This window comes from Myroides sp. (assembly GCF_032073645.1).
GTDB lineage: Bacteria > Bacteroidota > Bacteroidia > Flavobacteriales > Flavobacteriaceae > Flavobacterium > Flavobacterium odoratimimum.
In genome coordinates, this window is sequence record NZ_DAMANB010000006.1 from 43,776 (window position 1) to 69,582 (window position 25,807).

Sequence of the window (25,807 nt, forward strand, 5' to 3'; positions counted from 1 at the left end):
TTAATTATTATTCAAAATCAGTTTTCTATCACCATTTTCTAAAATAGAAATTTCTATTGTAGCATGTTCGTCAGGAATAATATGAGGAGTCTTTTCGGGCCATTCGATAAAGCACCAATGATTAGAATCTAAATATTCGTCCATTCCCATATCATAAGCTTCTTCTTCTGAGTTTAAACGATATAAGTCAAAGTGATATACTCTGTCTTTAGAAGTTGTAGAATGATACTCATTCACAATAGAAAAAGTAGGACTACTCGTCATGTCTTCTACACCTAGCTGTTTGCTTATTTCTTTAATAAGTGTGGTTTTTCCTGCCCCCATTTGTGCATCAAATAATACGATGCGATGTTTTAACTTACTTAATATATCAGTAGCTACTTCTTGAATTTGATTTAAAGAAAAAACTATCTCAGTCATTGTTATACTTTTGGATTTAATACTATAAATGGAACGATCATTTCTTCTAAAGAAATACCTCCATGCTGGTAAGTGTTTCTAAAATAAGCTGCATAATAATTGAAATTATTCTGATATGCTAAGAAGAAATCATTCTTTGCAAAAATAAATGAACTACTTACATTAATGTTAGGTAATTGAACTTTTTTTGGATCTTTAACATGATAGACATCTTTAGCCTCAAAGGTCAAGCTCTTACCTGTTTTATATCTAAGGTTTAAACTAGTGTTTTTGTCTCCAATAACTTTAGAAGGATTTTTACAGTTAATTGTACCATGATCTGTTGTAATGATTAACTTATATCCAAGTGCCTGTGCTTGTTGAATTATTTCAAACAAAGGAGAGTTTCTGAACCAACTAACAGTAAGTGAACGGTATGCTTTATCGTTAGAAGCTAATTCTTTAATTACTTCCATTTCAGTTTTAGCATGAGATAGCATGTCCACAAAATTGTATACTATTGTGATTAGTTTATTGTCTTTTAAAGCCTTGAAATTATCAGCTAATTTTCTTCCTTCTTTTAGATTGGTGATTTTGTGGTATTCATTCTTAATATTTAATCTCAATCTTTGTAATTGATGTTGTAGGAATTCATTCTCAAACAAATTCTTTCCTCCTTCATCCGTATCATTCTTCCAATATTGTGGAAGTTGTTCAGACATTTCTAGAGGTGTCATTCCTGAAAATATAGCATTTCTAGCATACTGTGTAGCAGTAGGTAAAATAGAGAAGAAGCTGTTCTCGCTCTCTACTTTATAGTGATTTGTTACGATTGCTTCGAATGCTCTCCATTGATCATACCTTAAGTTGTCAATAACAATAAAAAGTAATTTAGAATCTTCTTTCTTTAATTCAGGAGCAACCCATTTTCTGAATATTTGATGAGAGAAAACAGGACTGTCTTCAGGATCATTAATCCAGCTCTCATAATTTTTTTCTACGAATTTGCCAAACAAACTATTAGCTTCAGTTTTCTGAGAGTCTAGTATATTGAATAGGTTTTGATCTTCAATGTTTTCTAACTTCTGTTCCCAATAAAGCAATTTTCTATAAATAGAGATCCAATCTTCATAATCTCTAGCTTGCATTAGATCCATTGAGATGTTTCTAAATTCTTTTTGGTAACTAAGAGAAGATTTCTCGGAGATTAGACGAGAGTCATCTAGGTTTTTCTTTAGTGAAAGTAGGATTTGGTTAGGATTAACAGGTTTGATTAAGTAATCAGATATTTTAGCACCAATTGCTTCTTCCATGATATACTCTTCTTCACTTTTAGTAATCATGATAATCGGAGTATTGCTTTTGATGGTTTTAATTTCATTTAAAGTCTCAAGACCAGAAAGTCCAGGCATATTCTCATCTAAGAAAACAATGTCGTATTGGTTCTCTTTAAATAAATCTATAGCATCTTGTCCATTAGTACAAGTAGTTACGATATAGTCTTTTTTTTCTAAAAATAGGATATGAGGTTTTAATAAATCCACTTCATCATCCACCCATAATATATGAATTTTGTTCATTGTAGTTGTTTTAGTACCTCTAAGAATATTATTAATTATAATAAAAAGAGATTTTAGATTAAAATAGTATTGATAAATATAGGAATGAATTTCCGTATTACAATAGTTAACGATATTTTTGTGATTGTATTATAAAAAATTATAAATGTATTTTTCGTTCATTATTCCTGTTTACAATCGACCAGACGAGGTGGATGAGTTATTGGAGAGTTTGACAAAGCAAACATATAAGGAGGCTTTTGAAGTGGTAATTGTAGAGGATGGGTCTAAAGAAGATTCGCGTGCTGTTGTTAGTAAGTATGAGGATAGACTAGAGATATCTTATTATTATAAAGCGAATTCTGGGCCAGGGGCTTCGCGCAATTATGGCATGGAACGAGCAAAGGGAGAGTACTTTATTGTATTAGACTCCGATTGTATTATTCCACAAGAGTATTTAACTACAGTGGATCAGTATCTCAAGGAAGAGTATGTGGACTGTTTTGGAGGACCCGATGCGGCATTAGCGAGTTTTAGCGATGTACAGAAAGCAATAAATTATTCTATGACCTCTGTTCTAACTACAGGTGGAATAAGAGGAGCTAGTGAACGTATAGGAAAGTTTCAGCCGAGAAGTTTTAATATGGGAATTTCAAAAAAAGCTTTTTTAGCTAGTGGTGGTTTTGGTAAAATACACCCTGGAGAAGACCCTGATTTGACAATTAGGTTATGGAAGTTAGGATTCGATACTCAGTTGTTTAGTAAGGCCTATGTTTATCACAAAAGGAGAATTGATTGGAATAAATTTTTTATTCAGGTCAATAAGTTTGGAAAGGCACGTCCGATATTAAACCAACGTTATCCTGAAACGTCAAAGATAACATATTGGTTTCCAGCTTTATTTATGGCAGGCTTATTGTTAAGTATTATAATGACATATTATACATTTGTTTTTATTTTATGTTATATCTTTTATTTTTTGCTTGTTTTTTTAGGTTGTTTAATAAAAGAGAAGAATTTTAAGATAAGTTTATTAGCACTTGTGGCAATTTTTATACAATTTTACGGCTACGGTATAGGCTTTGTGAAATCTAGTTATATTTTATTTGTAAAAAGACAAGAAGCAGAAGTCGGAATGCCAGAAATGTTTTTTAAATAATATATAAGGTATGGCACTTATAGTTGGACTAACTGGAGGAATAGGCAGTGGAAAGACCACTGTAGCTAATATGTTTGCAGAAGAGGGGATTCCTATTTATATAGCAGATGAAAGAGCTAAACAGATTATGGATCGGGCTGATGTAGTGGAAGCAGTACAATCTATCTTTAAAGAAAACGTTAAGATAGGAGAAGTGTTAGATCGCAAAAAAATAAGAGAAATTGTTTTTGATAATAAAGAATTACTAAATCAATTAAATCGAATTGTACACCCAGAGGTTAAGAAGGATTTTGAGCGTTGGAAGGAGGAAAATGACGCTTTTCCGTTTGTAATTAAGGAGAGTGCAGTTCTTTTTGAAAATAATTTGAATAAACAATGTGATTTAGTTATCTTAGTTACAGCTCCTGAGGAAGTACGCTTAGCCCGTGTAATGGCAAGGGATGGAGTATCTTTAGATAACGTAGAAAGTATTATGAGGAACCAATTGAAAGATTCTGACAAAATACCGTTTAGTGATTATGTTATTACTAATATTAATAAAGATTTGGTAAAAAAAGAGGTGGAAATGATAATTAATGATATAATAATCAAAATTTAAACAATTACCATTGTTAATTTTATGTTAATCGCCGTGTAGAGTATTTTTTTTAATGTTAATTTTGAAAAAATAATGAGTAAGGTCAAATTTCGACTTTTAGTAGGGATAATGAGTTTTTCTCTTATAGGAATAATCATTGTTCAAATGTATTGGATAGTTAGCTCTTATAGAAATAATGAAGAGCAGTTTAAGTATCATGTACAACAAGTATTAGGAAATGTAGGTAGTGGACTACAACAAAATGAAGCTACGGAGTTTTATAGAATGTATAATCAACTTAAAGATAGTATAGGAACGCCACCTAAACAAAGTGAGTTGAAACAATATTACATAGTAGAACGAAATCCTACTACTAATGAACAAATAGTATACTCGAATATTTTAGTTTTAGAAGATTATAATATAAAGAGTTCGTTCTTTGATAAGAAAGCAGATAGTTTAAAAGTCAAGAATTTCGTTTCAAAACGAAAAACAGAGATTTATAAAGGAGATGATTTAGATAGAAGTAGTCTTAAGCAAAATTATCCTGACGAGGTTATAGAGCAATCTGGTAATCTAGATATTTTAGATAAAGCACAATTTGATATTTATTTTAAGGATATTGTAGCTCTAAGAAGTATAGATGAAAGGATTTCTAAAGCTAAATTGAGAGAGATCTTAGAGAAAGAGCTTAAACAATATGGTGTTAATGCTAAGTTTGAATTTGGTATTTATAACAAAGGATTATCAACCAAGATTAAGTCAGAAGATTTTATTTATGAGGAAGGTTCTACTTATGGAGTGCCAATCTTCACAGATAATGAGAATAGAAGTAAATACCAACTGTATATTACTTTCCCAGAAAAGAGTAAGTATTTATTCTCTTCGTTAATAGGGATAACACTATTGTCAATTTTGTTTACGATGGTTATTATCGCAGCATATTTGAATGCGATTAATCAATTGATTAAACAAAAGCAAATATCTGAGATTAAGACAGATTTCATCAACAATATGACTCACGAGTTTAAAACGCCTATAGCAACAATTAATTTAGCTTTAGATGCAATTAAAAACCCAAAGGTTATAAATGATCCAGAAAAAGTTGATCGTTATTTGAAAATGATTCGAGACGAGAATAAAAGAATGCATGCGCAAGTTGAAAATGTTCTTCAAATCTCAAAATTAGAACGACGTGAGTTTAATGTAGACAAAGAAGCAATGGATGTCCATGAAGTGATAGAAAATGCTGTAGATCACGTAGGATTAATTATTCAAGATAGAGGAGGAGAAATAAACTTGAACTTAGATGCTCGTAGAAGTGATGTGTTAGGAAATGATTTTCACTTTACTAGTGTGATAGTAAATATTTTAGATAATGCTATCAAGTACTCTAAGGATGTGCCAATTATAGATGTGTATACTGAAAATGTAAAAGATTTTATCTTAATCAAAATTCAGGATCACGGTGTAGGAATGAGTAAACAGGCTCAGAAGAGAATCTTCGACAAGTTTTACAGAGAGCACACAGGTGATTTACACAACGTAAAAGGTCATGGTCTAGGACTAGCATATGTTCAACAAATTGTAGAGGTACACAATTCTCAAGTTTATGTTGAGAGTGAAAAAGGAAAAGGAAGTACCTTTATTATAAAAATGCCATTAATAAATTAAATATAACATGGAAACAACAAACAACAAAAAGATTTTATTAGTAGAAGATGATCCGAATTTCGGTGCAATCTTAAAAGATTATTTAGCCATCAATGATTTCGAAGTTACTTTAGCTAAGAATGGAATGGAAGGATTCGAAAAATTCAAAAGAGATACTTTTGATTTATGTATCCTAGATGTTATGATGCCTTATAAAGATGGATTTACTCTAGCCAAGGAGATCCGTGATAAAAATAAAGAGGTGCCTATCATTTTCCTTACAGCGAAGTCAATGAAAGAAGATGTATTGAAAGGTTATAAAGTAGGAGCTGATGACTACCTAAACAAGCCATTCGATTCTGAAGTATTATTAATGAAAATCAAAGCGATTATTCATAGAAAATCGTCTGAAGTTAAAACAGATAATACGAAGTTCGAATTCCAAATTGGTAAATTCCATTTAAATTCTAAGTTGAGATTCTTAACTTTTGAAAATGATGAGCCAATTAAATTATCTCCAAAAGAGAATGAATTGTTAAAGATGTTAGCAATTTATGAAAATGATTTAATGCCACGTGAAGTAGCGTTAACTAAGATTTGGAGAGATGACAACTATTTCACTTCTCGTAGTATGGACGTATACATCGCTAAATTAAGAAAGTATCTTAAATTAGACGAAACAGTAGAAATCTTAAACATTCACGGAGAAGGATTTAGACTTGTAGTGAAAGAAAAAGAAGAAAATAATTAATTAAGCCACAAAAAAGGGAAGCATTTGCTTCCCTTTTTTATTTTATATAAGTCAAAGTTATTGATTCTTTTTCGGACTAATAATTTTAACGTCTTGAAATGCTATTGCTCCTCTTATAATACTTAAAATAACCTCATATAAAGCATTAATAATTTGAAGCTTTAATTCGTTGTCTGTATAGATTAAACTAATCTCTCTAGCAGGCTTTGGATCAGCAAACTGTATTAAGTTATTTTTGTCATCTTGATTTAATGAAAGTGTGTGTAGGTATGGTAATAGTGTGTAACCTAGACCTTCTTTAGATAGATTTATTAAAGTTTCAAAACTTCCGCTTTGTAATTTAAAGTTTTTGCTTTCTGCAGTAGATTTGCTGTTACAGATATTGATTATACCATCTCTAAAACAATGTCCATCTTGTAGTAAAAGTAACTTTCTTAGATCTAGGTCTCCTTGATGAAGTTCTGCTCCCATTTCTTGTCTAAAATTTGCAGGAACATATCCTACAAATGGTTCGTAGAATAGAACTCTTTCTTTAATGTCAGACTCTTCTAAGGGAGTAGCAACTATAGCAGCATCCAGATATCCATTGCGAAGTTTCTGAATAATCTCTTCAGTTGTATATTCTTCTATAATTAGGTTGACCTTATTGTACTTATTTAGAAATGTTTTTAGGAACATAGGAAGTAGAGTAGGGGCTATAGTAGGTATCATTCCTAGTTTAAACTCTCCCCCAATAAATCCTTTTTCTAGATCAATAAGATCTTTAATTCGATCTGATTCATTGACAATTTTCTTTGCCTGTTGAATAATAACTTGACCGATAGCCGTAGGCTGAATAGGTTTTGTGCTTCGGTCAAATATTTGTACCTCGAGTTCTTCCTCTAACTTTTGGATTTGCATACTTAATGTAGGCTGTGTAACAAAAGTTTTTTCTGCAGCAAGCGTGAAATTTTTATGTTCTGCTACTGCTAATACATATATTAATTGTGTTATCGTCATTCTTTAAAACCAATATTTTGTCTAAGTTATGCAAAATAAAGGAAAATGTTTTTATTCATAATCTATTTTCTCTAGTTCCGTATAGTTTTTCATTAATCGTTTGATTAATAAACCATAGATTAGACGGTAGTATAACCATAGTAATCCTAAAAATACACCACATATAATAATAACAATCACTGCGCTAATTAAAGCCGTAGGTAAGGTCAACTTATCATCATGTGTCAGAATATCAATCAATATAATAATGAAAGCTATAAAGAAGATAATTAGGTTAGTATAGATATAATAGTTAACTGTCTTTTTTGTCTTTAGAATAGATTCCATTAATAATTTAGTGGAATCAGCTACAGATATTTTTTTATAATTTAAATAGAAAATAGTAATAAATATCACTGATATTCCTAATGATAACCAATCTAAGTTATTGATCATAAAAGCATAGATAGGGCCAATATCATTTCTATTTACGTCTGATCCGAATAAATAACTAAAACCATTTAATACAATAAATTCGATTATACTAATGATAAATATCCACATGACGATAGAAGACGATTTCTTATGTATCATCTTTTGTATCTCTTCAGTAGAGATCTTAGGGAATTTTTGGTCGCTATTCCAGTGTTTTTTTAATAAATCTAACTCCTTCATATTCTATTGCCTCTAGGGATTTAATATCTTTTTAAGTTTGCTTTTTATTCTATTCATTTTTACCCTAGCATTGACTTCACTAATACCTAATGTCTCTGCTATTTCTTCATAATTCTTATCTTCTAAATACATGAATACTAATGCTTTTTCAATATCGTTTAGCTGTTGAAGAGCTTTATACATTAGTTTTAATTGCTCTTCTTCTTGATAATTGTATTCGGAATATTCAAATTTGCAAAATGTACTATCGTAAGGTATGGTGCTTAGTTCTCTTGTTTTTTTACGATATAACGAGATGGCTGTATTTAATGCTACTCTATAAGCCCATGTAGAGAACTTAGAATCTCCTCTAAACTTTGGGTAAGCGTGCCATAGTTGAATAGAGATTTCTTGGAACAAGTCTTTATGAGCTGCTTCATCGACTGTATATAGTCGACAGACTTTGTGGATAAGGTTTTGATTCTTATCCAAAAGAGCAACGAATTCTTGTTCCAAATGTTTGTTCATGCCTATAAGTAGTCTAATGTTACGATTTGTTACAATATTTTTAAAAAATATATTTTTAGTTATAGAGTAATCAGTTTAGGATAATTATTAGAACATGAGCGAAGATATTATTTTCCTAAATATTTAGTAAGTAATTGGTCAAAGTCTACTTCTAAGTGGTTAATATCTATTACAGTTCCATTCTCGTCTAAAACAAATACTGTTGGAATATTTTTAACTCCATATTGTAGTTGAATTTCATAAAGATTATAGATATGAAGCCAATTAAGACCTTCCTTTTGTATACTTTCTATCCATTCCTCTTTATTATCATCTAAGGCAATACTAAAGATGTTCAAGCCTTTATCGTGATACTTTTCATAAATAGATTTTATGGTAGGCAGTGTTTCGTGACATGCAGGACACCACGGAGCCCAGAAGTGAATAATGGTCACTTTACCAAGATTATCGTATAGTGAAATCACTTCTCCATTAGGATCTTTACCTGAGATGTCTAACGCTTTATCTCCAATTTTTACTAAAGTATTGGCAGCAGAATTGTCTAATAGGTTTTTAATAGCTATACCTATATTAGATTGCTTAATATTATCAGCTAGTTGATTATAATATAATTTAGCCTCATTAGTATCTATATTTTTATTGTCTATTCGCTGAAATAAAATTACAGAAGACGTGAATGAATTGCTATGTTGAGTTAGTTGATTTGTGATAATGTCATTAATGTCTTTTACATAGACTTTAAATTCATTTGATAACCTTTCAAGAACTTCTCTGTTATTATCTTTTATAGCTTGTGTTAAGATATCTTGATTCGTATCTCTATACGCATTAGCTTCTTTCTGTACTCTTTTTATATTATTGTGAAAAGCATTTAATTCATTATTGTTTTTTGTACCAATAGCAGAGGTGCTTAGATCATCATTATAGTCATATTGAAAATTAATAATACCATTTTCTAAAACTACTAATTCCGTAACGTTTTCAGATAACTCTAATAGTGCATAAGTAGGGTAAGTTGTGTTACCTTTAAATTCGAATGAGTTGTTTTTTAAACGAACAGAATCTATTGCGTCAAAATTATTAGTTTCAGGATTTAAAACTTTTAAATAGATCATTTCTCCCTCAGAAATGTTTTTTGTTATTCCCTTTATTAGAAAACCTTTATCTTTTATAGTAAAACTCATTAATAGAAAGGCTATAATTACTAAAGGTAGTGTTCTCATTGGATGTATTTTTAATATAATTTGTAAAGATTAAATATAATAAAATATTACTGATTATAACGGAGATATTAGAGTATTAAAAAAGGGTTATAGAAACTTCTATAACCCTTTTATTTTCTATATCTTAAGTAGATATTTATTTGTCTAAGATTTCTTGAACTTTAGCTCTAAGTTTTTTACCTCTTAAGTTTTTAGCGATTACTACACCATTTTCATCTAAAAGGTATGTCGCTGGAATAGCACGTACCTCATAATTTTGAGCGATTGGCTCTTCCCAGAACTTTAAGTTAGAGATTTGATTCCAAGTTAATTTATCTTTAGCAATTGCTTCGATCCATTTTGCTTTATCCTTATCTAAAGAAACACCAATGATGTTTAATCCTTTAGGGTGGTATTCTTCATATAGAGCTACTACATTAGGATTCTCTGTTCTACAAGGACCACACCATGATGCCCAGAAATCAATAATAGTTAATTTACCTAAACTTTCTTTTAAAGAAATTTCTTTTCCTTCTGGAGATGGAGCACTGAAATCAGGAGCTTTGTCACCAATTTTTACTTTAGCATCAGGAATAGCGTCTAATGCTGTTTTAAAAGCTTTTGCTACAGTAGTGTTCTTTAATGTTTCATCAAATTTATTGAATTTTTCAACTAATTCTTCTTTGATGTATTGTCCTGAACCAACTGTTTTTGATAAATAGACTAAAGTAGTTAATGAATTAGCGTTATTATCAATGTAATCTTCTACATACTCATCATACTTTTCTGCTAATGCCATATAACCATTGATAATAGCATCTTTTTTAGCTTGGTCTTGAGCTTCGTTAGCTTGTTTAAAAGCCTCTTGGTTATCACCTTGGTATTGGACTAAAGCTCGCTCTAATTCGTCAACTTTTTTAGTGAATGCTGTATATTCATCATTGTTTTTAGTACCTGTTACGCTACTGTTTTCTGCTTTTTCATTATCGTATTGAACAACGATTTTACCATTTTCTAAAACGAAAGGTAATTTTCCTGGTTCTTTACCAAATGAAAAGAAGTTTTGGTCTAGACTTTCAGCAGCTCCTTTGAAGGTGAATGCATTGTCTTTAATTTCAGTAGAGTCAATAGCTACTGTACTACCAGTTGCAATATCAATTTTCTCAATATATACTTTAGTTCCATCTGTTAGACCTTTAGTTTCACCATTGATTGTATAACCAGTAGCTTCTTTGTTACATGAAGCTAGTACAGCTACAGCTCCAAGTACTGTTAAAATTTTTTTCATCGATTTTGTTTTTTAGTATTAGAAATACAAGTTATAATTGCATTATATGAACAAATATACTTAAAAAACTAGATTAAGCTAAAATCAGCCTAAAAAAGTCTATAAAAGTTTTATGAATTGAATTAACAGCATTATCCAACCAATTACTAAACACACTCCTCCTAAAGGAGTTATAGGGCCAAGTATTTTTATTTTCTTCTTAAATGTAGCACTTAAGGTTAATCCATAAATACTGAAAGAGAATAAGAATACACCAATGATGATGATATTAACTGCTCTTGTGATATGAATATGTGCAGGCATTAATCCTAAGATTAGTAATAGGATAGCGTGGTACATTTGATATTTTACGCCTACTTCAAAGCTCTCTAAGCGCTCGGCAGTCATATGTTTTTTTAGAGCGTGTGCTCCAAAGGCACCAAATATAATAGCTAGTGCGCCATATATTGAGCCTGCTATGAGGGGTGTTGTATTAACTAATTCCATATATTTATTTAATTAAAAGTGAGTTGTCCTAATATTTCTTCTGACATAAACGGTCCGCCAGGGTATCTAGCGGTGTAATCCATGTTTAACCATATTTGACCACGTTCGTCTATGTGATAATGTATCTCTTTACCTTTACTTTCTTCTTTAAAAAGAACTTCTTTAATAAGGTAGATTACCTGTTCTAGATCTCCTTTATTTGGGATTAGTAGTTCAGGATACATATGTTCTTTAGTATGTATCAATCTTGGGGTTGCGCCTATAGCTCTGAGAAGTCCTGCCATTAATACAGAATAGTCATCACAATCTCCTGAGAAATGCTGTAATGATTCTGATGCCGTAGCGATATATTCTCTACCCTTAGGGTCATTTACATAATTCCACTTCGTACGTACCTCTTTAAAAATAGCTAAAGATTGTACTATTTGTCTGTAATGTTGAGTATTTGGAATATTGCTAAAGTGTTTACGTGTAGTTGCTAAAGCATAATTCCTTACTATAGGTTTATCATATTCTATCGCTGGGATTATTTTACTTTTATTAGGAAAAGGGAGTAGCTTAGAAATGATAAGATCTTGCGGTTTAGGATCTTCTGCCATCGCATAGATCATAACTTTATAGTCTTCAAAAACAGCATTATAACCATAACCTCCAAAGAAAGAATTTACAATAAGAACAATCAAATAAATGATAATCAGCATATTCAAGACTAATTTCATCTTTTGAAGTAAGAACTGCAGTATACCTACAATAGATAAAAATAGAATGATACGATCTAGTTGGTATGGCCAGTTCGGGTCATCTATATTTTGATGAATAATAATAAAAATAGGAATAGTGATCAGTACGTTAAGTATAAGTATGATGATATTGTCCCAAGGTTTTGGGACTCTCAAGTACTTAAGCCAACTTTTTTCAGAAACTTTATCCGGTAATTCTGTATTATTACTCATCGTAGTCTAAGGTCAAAACTATATTATAAAACGGTTTCGCTGTATTTAATAGTATTAGTGATTATATTTAAATCTACTAATTGTTCTTGTGTTTTATTAAAGTGTTTTTCTGACAGTTGTCTTTGAGACCATTTAGTCATACTTAGCCATTCTTTAACATCATCTATATTGATATTATATTTACTAGATAATGTACGGTCAATAGAAGGAATCATTTTGAACTCTTCTGTAGTAGCATTAATACATTCCAGTAGATTGTCAATTAATCCTTTGTTTTTATTTAGGAATTCATTATTCGCAACTAATACGAACGAAGGCCAAGGAGTAGGACAGTCACCTAGTCTTCTGAATATTCCTTGGTCAACTATTGGTTTAGTCATAAAATGCTCCCACATAAAATAGTCTGCTTCACCCTTAGTTAGCGCTTCTACTGCATTATCTAAAGTGTTGACGATAACGAACTCAAGATTATCAATATCCCAACTCATCTTTTTTGCATGAACAATTGCCATAAGGTGTGAACCAGATCCATATCTACTGATAGCAATTCGTTTGCCTTCTAAGTCTTCTATTTTTTGATATGGAGAATTATGTGCTACATGTATTCCCCATTGTAGAGGAGAGGCTACATATTCTTGTATGATAGTTGTTGGATTTCCTTCAGATATATCTTTTATAATTCCTTCAGTAAGTATAACAGCGAGATCTGTTTCTTTATCTCTTAGCATCTGACACATTTTACCTGTACCTTCAGGTATGTCTGTCCATTTTAAATTTATGCCAAGTTCTTCGAATTCACCATTTTCTATACATAATTGCCACGGTAGGTTGAAGTGCTCAGGCACTCCGATAATATTTACATTTGCCATTTTAAATCGTACTACATTTTTATGCTAAGATAGTAAAATAGGGCATTTTTTAGATAATATTTTAAGAGTAAAACAAAAAAAACTCTACTAAAAAGAGAGTAGAGTTTTTATTTATTATTAAGGTTTCATTGAACCTTTTTCTTGGAAGCGAATGTGGAATTTGAAAGCTTCTTCTAATACATGTGGAGTGTGTCCTCCTCTTTCTTTCGCTCTTTCAAAGTAATCTCTTAATTCTGCTTTATATTCTGGATGTACACAGTTCTCTATGATGACTTCTGCACGCTCTCTAGGGGATAGACCTCTTAAGTCTGCTAGACCTTGGTCTGTAACTAGGATGTCTACATCATGCTCAGTATGGTCTACGTGAGATACCATAGGAAGTACGTGAGAAATATTGTTTTCTTTAGATGCTGCCTGTGTAACGAAAATACTTAAATAAGCATTTCTAGCGAAGTCTCCAGATCCACCGATACCATTCATCATTTTACTACCTCCGATATGAGTAGAGTTAACGTTTCCGTAGATGTCAAATTCGATAGCAGTATTGATAGCGATAATACCTAATCTACGAATAACCTCAGGAGCATTACTAATGTTCTGCGGGCGTAGTACTAGTTTATCTTTATATTGTCCGAAGTTGTTAATGATTTTTCCATAGCACTCTTCAGTAACAGTAATAGAAGATCCTGATGCAAAAGTCATTTTTCCAGAGTCAATTAAATCAAAAGTACTGTCTTGTAATACTTCAGAATACATCGTTAAGTCGTGGAATGGGCCATCAATAAAACCAGTTAATACAGCGTTAGCTACTTTTCCGATTCCTGCTTGTAATGGTAAAAGAGAGTGAGTTAATTTGCCTTTTCTAACTTCTTCTTCGAAGAATTTAAGTAAGTGACCAGAGATAGCAGAAGTTTTAACGTCTGGTTCTGGTAATTGAGCAGGAGTGTCTTCTATACTAGAGTAAACAACTGCAATCACGTCATCTGGATTTAGACGAATAAAGTTTTCTCCTATTCTATCTTTTACTGTATGAATAGGGATGATTTCTCTACGTGGTTGTTTGATAGGTACACTATTATCGTGTACTCCTTCTATTTCTAAAGGAATAGCTGTATTTACTTCAATGATTATTTTTCTAGCTACACTAGCGAAGTAAGCAGAGTTACCAATAGATGTGGTAGGAATGATAAATCCTTCTTCGTTAATATAAGTAGCCTCAATGATAGCGATATCTACTTGAGGAATATGTTTCTCTTGAAGTTGTTCGATTGTTTCACTTAAGTGTTGATCGATATATTTTACTTGCCCACTGTTTATAGACTTTCTTAATACTGAATCTGCTTGGAAAGGCATTCTTCGGATTAAGGCATTGTTAGTTGCTAAGTCAGCGTCAGTAGTTTGTCCTAATGAGGCACCAGTTATTAAGGTAATTGCAACATTTTCTTGTGCTGCACGTAGTGCAAATGCAGGTAATACAGATTTACTATCTCCAGCTTTAGTGAAGCCACTAGCTCCTACTACTGCCTGGTCATGTATTAAGAGAGCAGCATCTTCTGCTGATACAATACGCTCTCTATACGGTGCGTATTTTATCCTCTCTAGTTTCGAGTCTTCTTTCGTCATTTCAAATAAAAATTTTAAGCACCTTAAATTAAGTGCATTTATTTGAAAGAGTCAAATAAAATAAACGTATATATTAATTATATTGATTAATATAATTTATTTATTAAAAAAATACGATAATGTTTAAAAATTTAAGATATAAAAATGATACTGTTATGTGAGGGCTTTTTTGTTAATTTTTTGCTATTATTTTATAAGTACTAAACTTGGTAATAAGGCTTTTTGTAACTTAGTTTATTGAATTAATCTTGAGAAAGACAATGAAAGAGGGTTTTTTAGTAGTAATACTTCTTTAGTTTTTGTGATTTATTGATCTTGTATTTTGAATTAGGAGAAGTTCTTTAGAAGAGTTTTTTTTGAACTATCGAGATTTGTTTTTCTAGAGGAAGGGATAGGACAATAAATATTCAATATAACGAAGAGAGGAATAGTTGTACAGCGATTGCAGGTCGAGATGTATTTTGTTTTGAATGAGTCCGTAGTGAGTCCGATATGAGTCCGTAGTGAGTCCGTTATTTTGGGTAAAATAACGGTGTCATAACACTGGTGTATTGTACTTAAAGTTAAATCAACTGTAATATAATCACTTTTAGTGTGCTTCTTTAGTAATATAAGAGGTAGTGAGCAGTGAGGAGTAGATATAAAAAAAGCTACCTCTATAAGGTAGCTTTTTAGAAAAAGTAATCTTATTATATTGCGCTAAGTTTGTCTAATGTATATACAATTAGTTTGTCAACAGCTGCATAAGGATCTTCTGAGAATGTTCCGTTAGCTCTATTTGCAATAATTGTATTAAGAGATACTGCATGGTGACCTAATAAGCTACATAAACCATAGATTGCAGACGTTTCCATTTCGAAGTTTGTAATACGGTATTCACCGAATTTAAAGTTGTCGATTTTATGGTTTAGTTCTGGATCTTGGATTTGTAGACGAAGTACACGTCCTTGTGGACCGTAGAATCCACCTGCTGTACCTGTAATTCCTTTGAATGTTAAGTCGCTTTCTAATTTAGCTTCTAACTCTGCACTGTTTTTAATGAAGTATGGGCGTCCTTTTTTAAGATCCCAATTTGTATGTTCAATAAAAGCGTCTTCTAAAGCAACATCTGTAACTCCGTCAATAAGGTAAGAACGCATTAAATTATCAAGTCCTAATCCATACTGAGATAGTACAAAGCTATTCACAGGGATATCTGCTTGTAAAGAACCTGATGTCCCTATTCTTACAATATTTACAGAAGTAAGATCTTTTTTAATTTCTCTAGTTTCTAAATCAATATTAAATAGAGCATCGATTTCATTAACAGCGATATCGATATTATCAGGTCCGATACCTGTAGAGATTACAGTTAGACGTTTTCCTTTATACGTACCTGTAGTTGTTTTAAACTCTCTTTTTTGTGTTGAAAATTCAATAGCATCGAAGTGCTTAGTGATTCTGTCTACACGGTTTTGGTCACCTACGAATATGATGTCTTTAGCAACATGTTCAGGTCTTAAGTTTAGATGGTATACACTACCATCAGGGTTTAGAATTAATTCAGATGATTTAATCTTCATAATATTAAATTTTTAATTAGCCGCCTACACGTTTTACTTTGTAGCCCTCTTTTATTAAATAATCCATTATTTTATCGCGAAAATTACCTTGTATAATTATTTCGCCATCTTTTGTACTTCCGCCAACACCACATAGTGTTTTTAGTTTTTTAGCTAAATCTTTAAGGTCGTCTTCATTTCCTTCAAAACCTTTAATAAGGGTAGCTACTTTACCACCTCTATTCTTTTTGTCTATATGTGCTTCTAATCTTTGAAGATTAGGGGCAAGAGTTTCTGTGGATTCTTCTTGTTCGAATTCAAAATCTTTATTAGTAGAAAAAACAAAGCCTCCTAAGGCATCTAAGCTATTTAACTTTTTACTCATTTAGTTATGTAATATGGTGCTTATAAAAATGATTAATCTAAAAGCGTATTCTAGTCTTTCTACAAGAGAATGATTAGAATGCTATGTATATAAGTAAAGATACGAAATATGTTAAAATCAATCAATATAAATAGGGTAAAAAAAATGACCTTTTACGAAGTATATCGCATGAAATAAAAAAGAGGGAGTAATGGGCTCCCTCTTTTAAGAATATGTTTTTATTAGGATAGATTATTTAATCAAGCCTAATTCAACTAGTCTTTGGTGTAAGAACTCTCCTGAAGTAATATCTTCATATAATTTAGGATTATTCTCATCGATACAATTCTCTAAACAGTTTAGTGGCATTGTGCTCACTGGGTGCATGAAGAATGGAATAGAGTATCTAGAAGTTCCCCATAGTTCACGAGGAGGGTTAACTACTTGGTGGATAGTTGATTTTAATCTATTGTTAGAGTGACGAGATAACATGTCACCAACATTGATTACTAATTCATCATCAGCTGCGATAGCATCGATCCACTGTCCGTCGTGGTTTTGTACTTGTAGTCCTTTACCTTGAGCTCCCATTAACAGAGTGATTAAGTTAATGTCACCATGTGCAGCTGCTCTCACAGCATTTTTAGGTTCGTTCTGGATAGGAGGGTAGTGGATAGGACGTAAGATACTGTTTCCGTTTTTAACGAATTTGTCAAAGTAGAACTCGTCTAAACCTAAGAATAAAGCAAGCGCACGCAATACGTATACACCTGTTTTTTCTAACATTTGGTAAGTTTCTTTTCCAACAGCGTTAAATTGAGGTAATTCTTTTACTTCTACGTTAGCAGGATAAGATGCTTCTAAAGCAGGATCATTTTCAACGTACTGTCCAAAATGCCAGAACTCTTTTAGATCACCTTCTGTTCTTCCTTTAGCATGCTCTTTACCAAAAGAAACATATCCTCTCTGACCACCAATACCTGGTACTTCATAAGAATTTTTAGTCTCTAATGGAAGATTAAAGAAATTACGAACTTCTTTATATAGATTATCAACTAATTGATCATCTAAAAAGTGTCCTTTTAATGCTACGAATCCAATTTCTTCGTAGGCTTGGCCGATTTCATTTACAAACTTTTGTTTACGTACCGGGTCATCCGATAGGAAATCACGTAAGTCAACACTAGGAATGTTTTGCATTTTCTAAGTTGTTATATATGCTTACTTGAGTTATTTGACACAAATGTATATTATTTTTCCACAAAATAGTGTTGATAACTACAATTTATATTTTTTTTAGGTCTGAATTATTCAAGATATGTGATTGTGTGTGTTGAGAATTTCGAAAGAATAGTATGTTTATAGGATTGTGATTTTTTTAATGAATGTAAAAAATTAATGAATTTTTTTATAAATTGCCGTAATAACCATTAAAATAAAAAAACTATGAAATTACCTATTGAATTAAAATCGAATGAATTTGTTGTATTAGTAGCGGTGGACATTGATCCTAAATACAAGGTGTCTAACGCTGATGAGTTTTATAATACATTACCAAAGAGCTTTAAGCCAATTTTTAAGAAAGTAGTAGGGTCGAATATGAATATATATTGCGTATGTAATAATCAAGACGATTTTATGTTTTGTCTAAGACAAACAGGGTATAAGACGACTTTATTGTAAAAAATAGTAATTTTGCTCCTGATAAAATTAAGATAGTAGAATGAGTAAAAAGGTAGCAAAGACTAATGCTTTACGTATATTAGATAGTAAGAAGACAAGTTATGAGATGTATGAGTATGATATTTCTGACGAACTAATAGATGGTAAATCTGTCTGTGAAAAGTTAGGAATATCTGAACTAGAGTCGTTAAAGACTTTGGTGGCTCATGGTAAGGGGAATGCGATATATGTTTTTGTGGTTTCTATTAATAGTGAGTTAGATTTAAAAAAGGCAGCTAATATCTGTGGAGAAAAAAAGATAGAAATGTTAGCTGTAAAGGATTTGTTAGGAATAACAGGATATATTAGAGGAGGATGTTCTCCTATAGGGATGAAGAAGTTATATCCTACATTTATAGATATAGAAGTAAAAGATTTAGAGACTATCTATGTAAGTGGTGGACGTAAAGGACTGAGCATTGGTATTAGTCCTGGGGATTTAGCGAATATTGTGAATGGTAAGTTCGGTGATATTGTTAAAAAAGAGTAATCCTAAAATGAAATGTGTGTATAAATTGCGTGATTAGTACAAAACAAATGATTTAATATGCATGTATTTATTAATGTTTTGTTATAATTATGACAATAGGTGTCAAAAGGAAATGCAGTTTAATTATTGTTGTTGTATCTTTGCAAGGACAAATAAGATGAAAGTTTAAAGAATGTAGTCATTCAGAGTTAAATTAATACTAAAAGAGAGTGAATAATTCTTTTTAGAAGATAGTAGGATTTATCTTTGCATACTGTAAAATTGAAAATATGATATTGGCGTTAACTGTTTCGTTGTTTCCTTCTTGTGGGGTAGATCAATCTAAAGAAAAAAGCTTTAAAGAAGCTAGTAATAAACAAATTGACCTATTGAGCAAGAATGATTTAGATGGTACTTTTTTTAAAGCAGTAGCTCAAGATTTACCACAGGTTGTATCAATTGGGAAAAAAGGAATTGTTTATTCAAGTACAAAACCTAATCAGAAGATAATTTTTCCATTTGTAGAACCATTAGTGGATGGAGAATCTAGAATATATAAGTCTTATACGAAGCATGAGGAGATAGAGATCGTGATTTATGAAGATGAGACTGCGAAGGACTTTGCAGATGGTAGATTTGATCACTCTGTTGCAGTGCGTTTAATTAAGAAACACGATGGTGTGGAAGATGATGTAATTGATTTTGCTTGTTTTGGACACTATTTATATACAGATAAATTATCTGGTAACTGGATTTTTCAGTCTTATGAAGATAAGAGAGTAGAAGAATTAGGTATTAATCAGATTCCTATGATTTGTATTGATATTAATACACGTAGTTTCTCTGGAAGTGGAGGGAATCACATGATTTATGGAGATGTTAGATGTGAAGGGGATTCCATCTTCTTTAAAGTAGTACTTTCTCCAGAATATGTGACTGAGATGTATCAGAAAGAGAAGGAGCTACTAGCAGTATTAGATAGTTGTGATCGCTTTGAGCTTAAAGATGATTACTTGTATCTGTATGAAGAAGGAAAGCAAAAGCTTATGTTCTTAAGAGATACATACAATATGTAGAATAATTGTATTGAAATAAATAATAAAAAATGGAAGGTTAACTAGTTAACCTTCCATTTTTTTTAGTTCTTCTATAGACATCTTATCAGGTCTTTCTTCAATAGTCTTATAAGCATCTACGATTTTCTTTACTAATCTGTGTCGTACGATATCTTTATCATCTAAATATAGCATTCCTATTCCATCTACGTCTCTTAGGATATAAAGAGCTTCTTTTAATCCAGAAGATACTTTACGAGGTAAGTCTATCTGACCAGGGTCTCCTGTGATGATGAATTTAGCATTTTTACCCATACGTGTCAGAAACATCTTCATTTGAGAATGGGTCGTATTCTGAGCTTCATCTAGGATAACAAAGGCATTATCTAATGTACGTCCACGCATAAAAGCTAATGGCGCTATCTGTATAACCCCTTTAAGGATATAGTCATCTAATGTCTGTGGAGGGAGCATATCTCTAAGTGCATCATATAATGGTTGCATATAAGGATCTAGCTTCTCCTTCATATCTCCAGGAAGGAAGCCAAGGTTCTCTCCAGCTTCAACAGCAGGTCTAGTAAGTATGATTCTCTTTACCTCCTTGTTCTTTAAAGCTCTTACAGCTAGTGCTACCCCTGTATAAGTTTTACCAGTACCAGCAGGTCCTATTGCAAAAACCATATCGTTCTTTTCAACGAACTTGACTAGTTTTTGTTGATTAGGGGTGATTGCTTTGATAAGTTTTCCAGATACTCCATGTACGAGAATGTCGTCTGTAGGAAGAGAAGGAGGTGCACTATCAAGGACTAATCTTTCGATAATGTTTTCATCGATGCGATTATATCTGATAAAATATTTGACTAGTCGGTCAAAACTCTTCTCAAATTCATCTAAAATTTCTGGATCTCCATAAATCTTTAGGACTGATCCTCTTGTCACAATTTTAACTTTTGGATATAATTTTTTAAGTATATCTAAATGAGTGTCTTGTGGGCCCCAAAAATCTTTAGGGCTAAAATCTGTTAATTCTATTATCCTTTCGTTCAATACCTGTAGAGTTAATTAAAAAAAATAATCTAATTTTGTATATTCAAATCTACTATAAAAAAATCATTTTTCTTAAAAATATATTGAAAAATAATAATGCAGAGAATAATTACACTAACAACAGATTTTGGATATCGGGACCACTATGTAGGAGCTTTGAAAGGGAAGATCTATTCGAATATCATTGGCTGTAATTTAGTTGATATCTCACACGAAATAAGTAAATATAATACCGAAGACGCTGGATTCGTTATCGGGGCAGCATATAGCCAATTTCCGAAAGGTACTATTCACATTATAGCAGTTGATGCTTCTGTGACCGACTATACAAAGGCAATTTGTGTAGAATTTGATGGGCATTATTTTATTACAGCAGATAATGGAATAGTTAGTATTATTTTAGGAGATGAGGATTTCGATAAAGCAATAGAGATTAATCATGATGGTATGATGAAATCAAATGATATATTTGTCTATTGTGCATATCAACTAAATGAAGGTCGTCAATTAGAAGAAATAGGAGTGATGTTAGAATCTATCTATAGTCCTAGTAGACTGGCTACAAATGTCGTTTTAAATAGAAATAAAATAACAGGTAAGGTGATCTATGAGGATTCTTATGGTAACCTTGTGACTAATATCCATAGAAGTGACTACGAAGTAGTCTCAGAGGGGAGAGAATTCGCTATCAGAGTTAAGAATTATAGAATCAATCGAATAAATGACTATTTTGCAGACTTCAAGCTTAATGATAGAGCTACCTTAAAAGAAAGGGCAGGCGAACTAGTTGCTATATTTAATGATATAGATTTGTTGACTATTGCATTGTTCTATTCTAAACCTGACACACCAGGAGGAACTCCGCGAAAATTAATGAATCTTCAGTTAAATGATACTATTGTCATTGAATTTGATTCTGAAACACAATATTAAAATAAAAAGTATGTTTATAAGAATTGTAAAGCTAACCTTGCTTGAAAATAAGGTACATGATTTTTTAGAGCATTTTGATACGATTAAGGATAAGGTAAGACATTATCCTGGTTGTCAATTCTTAGAAGTATATCGTGATAAGGATCAATCTAATATTTTCTTTACTTATAGTTATTGGGAAGATGAAAGTAATCTAGAAGCATATAAAAAATCAGAACTTTTCGGGGAGATATGGCCTTACACAAAGACTTTATTCAAAGAGAAAGCAGAGGCGTGGAGTGTGGATAAAGTCGTTACTCTTAAATAGATGTTTTTATGAAGGCAATTAGTCTTAGAGAAATTAGAGCTTTCTTTAGCTCATTGACAGGTTATCTTGTTATCGTCCTATTTTTAGTGATAAATGGAGCTCTGCTATGGTTTATAGATGGAGAATATAATGTGTTGCAAAGTGGTTTTGCTGATTTATCTCCATTCTTTTATTTAGCGCCTTGGGTGTTGATATTTTTGATTCCCGCTGTTAGTATGAAGAGCTTTTCAGAAGAGATTAAAAATGGAACGATAGAGTTGCTGTTGACTAAGCCTTTATCTGTTTGGCAGATTGTACTAGGAAAATATCTAGGAGTATTCACATTGATATTTATGGCTATTGTGCCTACTGTAGTTTACGTTTTTGTGCTGAATAATATTGTATTAGAAGGACAGGTAATTGATTATAGCAGTATAATAGGTTCATTTATAGGATTGTTATTTTTAGTGAGCTGTTATGTTTCGATGGGGGTATTAGCTTCTTCATTGACAGAGAGCCAGATCGTAGCCTTTATAGTAGGTGTTGTTTTGTGCCTGTTTTTTTCATTGGGAATCGATATGTTAGCAGGGCTATTTGGAGAGTGGTTTGAAAAAATAGGGATTCTATATCACTTTAGAAGTATTTCGAAAGGAGTGTTAGACACTAGAGATTTGATTTATTTCGGATCTATGACTGTTTTATGTCTAGGGGTAACTGTCTTTAAAATTAAAACACTGCGCAAATAATGAAAAAGTTTCAAAAAAGAGATGTAAAACTACTGGTTCGATTATTAGTTGTTTTGGTTATTATTAACGTTATCAGTGCTCTAACTTATACACGTATTGACTTTACGCAAGATCAGAGATATACTTTGTCTAAAAGCACAGTTGGGATAGTAGATAATGTTCAGGATCTGTTAATCGTAGATGTGTTTTTAAAAGGGAGCTTCCCATTAGAGTTTAGAAGGTTACAGAACGAGACAAAGCAATTACTAGAGGAAATACAATCTAGAAATGAAAATATTAAGTTTAGATTTATAGACCCAAATGAAGAAGGAGCTAATAAGGCAGAAACTTTAGAACAATTATACGAGTATGGATTAAAACCTGTAACCATTACAGTAACGGATAAAGGGGCTCAAAGTCAACAGCTAGTTTTTCCTTGGGCATTAGTAAGTCAAGGAGAGAAGGTTGCTAGAGTACAATTACTGAAGAATATGATGGGGGCGAATACAGAAGAAAAAGTGATTTCGTCTGTACAGCATTTAGAATATGCATTAGCTGAGGCTATCAGTAAAGTAACAATAGAGAAAAGTAAAAAAATAGCTATTCTTAAAGGAAATGGAGAGTTAGATGATGCTTATATAGCAGATTTTCTGATGACTTTACGTGAGACTTATCACTTAGCACCATTTACATTAGAAAGTGTGTCTAATGAGCCTCAAAAAACCTTAGATCAGTTAAAAGAATTTGACTTAGCGATTATTGCAAAACCAACAAAAGCTTTTTCTGAAGAGCAGGTAGGAGTGTTGGATCAGTTTGTAATGAATGGAGGTAAAACGATGTGGTTGTTAGATCAAGTTCAAGCAGATTTTGATAGCTTGCGCTCGAATGGGACTATGTTAGCGTATAATAAAGACCAAAGCTTAGGAGAATTGCTTTTTAGATATGGTATACGCATCAATCCTGTGCTTGTAAAGGATGAAATCAGTACAAAAATAAAATTAGCATCAGGTAGACAAGGGAGTGAAACTGTGTATACAGACTTCTTGTGGAAGTTTGCACCATTTGTTTATCCAGATATAGACCATCCTATTGTAAAGAATATAGAAGGAGTGAAGTATGATTTTGCTTCTCCTATCGACACTCTAAAAAATGGAGTTAAAAAGACTATTTTAGCTAAATCCTCAAAGTACTCTAGTTTAGTAGGAGTTCCAGGTGAAATTAGTTTTAATGTTTTAAAGGAAGAAGTTACTCCTGAGTTTTATGAAGGTAAAGGAAGTTATATTTTAGGCGTTCTATTAGAGGGGGAATTTCCTTCTGTTTTTAAGAATAGAGTATTGCCTTTTACAATAGATAAACCACTTTCAGAAAGTAAACAAACACAAATGATTGTAATTTCTGATGGAGATATTATTAGAAATCAGCTAGACGATAAAGGAATGCCTTTAGAGTTAGGTTATGATAAATGGACTAATATGCTTTATGGAAATAAGGAGTTATTAGTAAATTCTGTAAATTATCTTTTAGACGATACGGGACTTATTAATTTGAGAACCAAAGAGGTTAAGATTCCGATGCTAGATAAAGTTAGTGTAGAACGTGAATATACTTCTATCCAAATGAAAGTATTAGTGATACCTATAGCGCTAGTTGTAGTTTTCGGAACTATATTTATTCTTATAAGAAAACGCAAATTCAATAAAAAGTAACGCAATAATCCTTTTATTATTGGTAATAATCGGATATATTTGTAACTGTAAAAGTATTTTTACATATAAAACAATTATAGTATGAAGTTTATAGTATCGAGTTCCTACTTGTTAAAGCAATTACAAGTTCTAGGTAGTGTAATAAACAGTAGTAATACCTTACATATCTTAGATAACTTCTTATTTGAGTTAGATAATAATGTATTAAAGGTATCTGCTTCAGATTTAGAAACTACAATGTCTGCTACTTTAGAAATTGAATCTACAAGTCAAGGAAGTATAGCTGTTCCTGCAAAGTTATTGTTGGAGACATTAAAGACATTTCCTGAGCAGCCATTGACTTTTTCAGTTAAGGAAAACAATACAATTGAAATTAGTTCAGACGTAGGTAAATACGTTTTAGCATATGCGCAAGGAGATGAGTTTCCTAAAGCAGAATCATTAGAGGATCCTTCTAGAACAGAAGTTCCTGCAGGAGTTCTAGCAACAGCTATTAGCAAAACTATATTTGCTGCTGGAAATGATGACTTACGTCCTGTGATGTCAGGAGTATTCTTCCAATTCTCTCCTTCAGGATTAATCTTTGTGGCAACAGACGCACATAAGTTAGTAAAGTATTCTCGTACAGATATCGTTTCTTCGAACGAGGCTAGTTTTATTATGCCTAAAAAACCACTTAATATTCTTAAGAGTATTTTAATGGCTTTAGGAGCAGATGTTGTTATTGAGTTTAATGAATCTAATGCACAATTCTCTTTTGAGAACTATACTTTGACTTGTCGTTTGATTGATGGAAAATATCCAAATTATGAGGCAGTTATTCCTAAAGAGAATCCTAATAAGCTTTTAATCAATAGAACACAGTTTTTGAGTTCTGTAAGACGTGTTTCTATTTATGCTAATAAAACAACACATCAGATAAGATTAAAAGTTGCTGGTACAGAATTAAATATATCTGCTGAAGATATTGATTATTCTAATAAAGCAGATGAGCGTCTTACTTGTGATTATCAAGGAGATGATATGCAAATCGGATTTAACTCTAGATTCTTATTAGAGATGTTAAATAACTTACAGTCTGATGATATTTTATTAGAGATGTCATTACCTAATAGAGCTGGAATCTTAACACCTGTAGATGGGTTAGAAGATGGTGAAACAGTTACGATGTTAGTAATGCCTGTAATGCTTAATAGTTAAGAAATAAACTATATAATATATAAGCCTCTTTTCAATTAGAAGGGAGGTTTTTTTGTTTCTATTAGTCAAAGATATCTGAT

Annotated in this window: 27 protein-coding genes; 12 read left to right on the top strand and 15 right to left on the bottom strand. The window is 31.8% G+C overall.

The window, feature by feature from the left end; genetic code table 11:
• Positions 1-420, bottom strand: coding sequence for a tRNA (adenosine(37)-N6)-threonylcarbamoyltransferase complex ATPase subunit type 1 TsaE (tsaE, locus tag RT228_RS06240; protein WP_006259052.1), 420 nt, complete (start codon positions 418-420; stop codon positions 1-3).
• 2 nt (positions 421-422) lie between these two features.
• Complete coding sequence (locus RT228_RS06245) at positions 423-1,979, bottom strand: PglZ domain-containing protein (protein WP_006259051.1); 1,557 nt, start codon at positions 1,977-1,979, stop codon at positions 423-425.
• 145 nt (positions 1,980-2,124) lie between these two features.
• On the opposite strand from RT228_RS06245, the gene RT228_RS06250 reads away from it, so the two are divergent.
• From RT228_RS06250 to RT228_RS06265, 4 genes are all read left to right on the top strand, one after another.
• Positions 2,125-3,117 carry a glycosyltransferase gene (locus tag RT228_RS06250; RefSeq protein WP_006265182.1) on the top strand — a complete coding sequence of 331 codons (993 nt, stop codon included), beginning with the start codon at positions 2,125-2,127 and terminating at the stop codon, positions 3,115-3,117.
• A gap of 10 nt (positions 3,118-3,127) precedes the next feature.
• Positions 3,128-3,715, top strand: a complete 588-nt coding sequence (gene coaE / locus RT228_RS06255) for a dephospho-CoA kinase (RefSeq protein WP_006265183.1) — start codon at positions 3,128-3,130, stop codon at positions 3,713-3,715.
• A 144-nt stretch (positions 3,716-3,859) separates the two neighbouring features.
• Positions 3,860-5,368 (top strand): sensor histidine kinase, encoded by a 1,509-nt coding sequence (locus RT228_RS06260; protein WP_006265184.1) that lies wholly within the window; start codon positions 3,860-3,862, stop codon positions 5,366-5,368.
• A gap of 7 nt (positions 5,369-5,375) precedes the next feature.
• Positions 5,376-6,098: a response regulator transcription factor gene (locus tag RT228_RS06265; protein WP_006259047.1), complete on the top strand. Its 723-nt coding sequence runs from the start codon at positions 5,376-5,378 to the stop codon at positions 6,096-6,098.
• A 57-nt stretch (positions 6,099-6,155) separates the two neighbouring features.
• On the opposite strand, the gene RT228_RS06270 is transcribed toward RT228_RS06265, so the two are convergent.
• The 12 genes from RT228_RS06270 to RT228_RS06325 all read right to left on the bottom strand — a co-directional run bounded on the left by RT228_RS06270 (position 6,156) and on the right by RT228_RS06325 (position 17,784).
• Positions 6,156-7,097, bottom strand: a complete 942-nt coding sequence (locus tag RT228_RS06270) for a LysR family transcriptional regulator (protein WP_006259046.1) — start codon at positions 7,095-7,097, stop codon at positions 6,156-6,158.
• Positions 7,098-7,148: 51 nt separating this feature from the next.
• Complete coding sequence (locus tag RT228_RS06275; protein ID WP_006259045.1) at positions 7,149-7,751, bottom strand: hypothetical protein; 603 nt, start codon at positions 7,749-7,751, stop codon at positions 7,149-7,151.
• A 12-nt stretch (positions 7,752-7,763) separates the two neighbouring features.
• Entirely contained in the window at positions 7,764-8,258 is a 495-nt protein-coding gene (locus RT228_RS06280) for an RNA polymerase sigma factor (RefSeq protein WP_006259044.1), read from the bottom strand.
• Between the two features lie 107 nt (positions 8,259-8,365).
• Positions 8,366-9,481 (bottom strand): TlpA disulfide reductase family protein, encoded by a 1,116-nt coding sequence (locus RT228_RS06285; protein WP_006265185.1) that lies wholly within the window; start codon positions 9,479-9,481, stop codon positions 8,366-8,368.
• 136 nt (positions 9,482-9,617) lie between these two features.
• Positions 9,618-10,748, bottom strand: coding sequence for a redoxin domain-containing protein (locus RT228_RS06290; RefSeq protein WP_006261065.1), 1,131 nt, complete (start codon positions 10,746-10,748; stop codon positions 9,618-9,620).
• Positions 10,749-10,847: 99 nt separating this feature from the next.
• Positions 10,848-11,234, bottom strand: coding sequence for a DUF423 domain-containing protein (locus RT228_RS06295; RefSeq protein WP_006259041.1), 387 nt, complete (start codon positions 11,232-11,234; stop codon positions 10,848-10,850).
• An 8-nt stretch (positions 11,235-11,242) separates the two neighbouring features.
• Positions 11,243-12,187, bottom strand: coding sequence for a transglutaminase-like domain-containing protein (locus RT228_RS06300; protein WP_006259040.1), 945 nt, complete (start codon positions 12,185-12,187; stop codon positions 11,243-11,245).
• Positions 12,188-12,210: 23 nt separating this feature from the next.
• Positions 12,211-13,056, bottom strand: coding sequence for a substrate-binding domain-containing protein (locus RT228_RS06305; protein ID WP_006261066.1), 846 nt, complete (start codon positions 13,054-13,056; stop codon positions 12,211-12,213).
• 117 nt (positions 13,057-13,173) lie between these two features.
• Positions 13,174-14,679: a succinate CoA transferase gene (locus tag RT228_RS06310; protein WP_006263460.1), complete on the bottom strand. Its 1,506-nt coding sequence runs from the start codon at positions 14,677-14,679 to the stop codon at positions 13,174-13,176.
• A 689-nt stretch (positions 14,680-15,368) separates the two neighbouring features.
• On the bottom strand, positions 15,369-16,241 hold the full coding sequence (locus tag RT228_RS06315) for a nucleoside phosphorylase (RefSeq protein WP_006261067.1): 873 nt from the start codon (positions 16,239-16,241) through the stop codon (positions 15,369-15,371).
• A 16-nt stretch (positions 16,242-16,257) separates the two neighbouring features.
• Positions 16,258-16,605, bottom strand: coding sequence for a translation initiation factor (locus RT228_RS06320; RefSeq protein WP_006259036.1), 348 nt, complete (start codon positions 16,603-16,605; stop codon positions 16,258-16,260).
• 231 nt (positions 16,606-16,836) lie between these two features.
• Positions 16,837-17,784: an isopenicillin N synthase family dioxygenase gene (locus RT228_RS06325; protein ID WP_006261068.1), complete on the bottom strand. Its 948-nt coding sequence runs from the start codon at positions 17,782-17,784 to the stop codon at positions 16,837-16,839.
• 246 nt (positions 17,785-18,030) lie between these two features.
• On the opposite strand from RT228_RS06325, the gene RT228_RS06330 reads away from it, so the two are divergent.
• The 3 genes from RT228_RS06330 (at position 18,031) to RT228_RS06340 (ending at position 19,851) form a co-directional block, all read left to right on the top strand.
• A complete protein-coding gene (locus RT228_RS06330; RefSeq protein ID WP_006259033.1) occupies positions 18,031-18,267 on the top strand; it encodes a hypothetical protein in 237 nt (78 codons plus the stop codon).
• Positions 18,268-18,307: 40 nt separating this feature from the next.
• Positions 18,308-18,796 carry a Cys-tRNA(Pro) deacylase gene (gene ybaK / locus RT228_RS06335; protein WP_006261069.1) on the top strand — a complete coding sequence of 163 codons (489 nt, stop codon included), beginning with the start codon at positions 18,308-18,310 and terminating at the stop codon, positions 18,794-18,796.
• Positions 18,797-19,065: 269 nt separating this feature from the next.
• A complete protein-coding gene (locus RT228_RS06340; protein WP_006259031.1) occupies positions 19,066-19,851 on the top strand; it encodes a hypothetical protein in 786 nt (261 codons plus the stop codon).
• A gap of 45 nt (positions 19,852-19,896) precedes the next feature.
• On the opposite strand, the gene RT228_RS06345 is transcribed toward RT228_RS06340, so the two are convergent.
• Entirely contained in the window at positions 19,897-20,877 is a 981-nt protein-coding gene (locus RT228_RS06345) for a PhoH family protein (RefSeq protein WP_006259030.1), read from the bottom strand.
• Between the two features lie 96 nt (positions 20,878-20,973).
• Between RT228_RS06345 and RT228_RS06350 the strand changes: the two genes are divergently transcribed.
• From RT228_RS06350 to dnaN, 5 genes are all read left to right on the top strand, one after another.
• Positions 20,974-21,810 carry an S-adenosyl-l-methionine hydroxide adenosyltransferase family protein gene (locus tag RT228_RS06350; protein WP_006259029.1) on the top strand — a complete coding sequence of 279 codons (837 nt, stop codon included), beginning with the start codon at positions 20,974-20,976 and terminating at the stop codon, positions 21,808-21,810.
• A 10-nt stretch (positions 21,811-21,820) separates the two neighbouring features.
• Positions 21,821-22,117: a putative quinol monooxygenase gene (locus RT228_RS06355; protein ID WP_006259028.1), complete on the top strand. Its 297-nt coding sequence runs from the start codon at positions 21,821-21,823 to the stop codon at positions 22,115-22,117.
• An 8-nt stretch (positions 22,118-22,125) separates the two neighbouring features.
• On the top strand, positions 22,126-22,842 hold the full coding sequence (locus RT228_RS06360) for an ABC transporter permease subunit (protein WP_006261071.1): 717 nt from the start codon (positions 22,126-22,128) through the stop codon (positions 22,840-22,842).
• Positions 22,842-24,527 (top strand): gliding motility-associated ABC transporter substrate-binding protein GldG, encoded by a 1,686-nt coding sequence (gene gldG, locus RT228_RS06365; protein WP_006265186.1) that lies wholly within the window; start codon positions 22,842-22,844, stop codon positions 24,525-24,527. The genes RT228_RS06360 and gldG overlap by 1 nt, the downstream gene beginning before the upstream one ends.
• Positions 24,528-24,608: 81 nt before the next feature.
• Positions 24,609-25,727: a DNA polymerase III subunit beta gene (gene dnaN, locus RT228_RS06370; protein WP_006259025.1), complete on the top strand. Its 1,119-nt coding sequence runs from the start codon at positions 24,609-24,611 to the stop codon at positions 25,725-25,727.
• Positions 25,728-25,807: the final 80 nt, after the last annotated feature.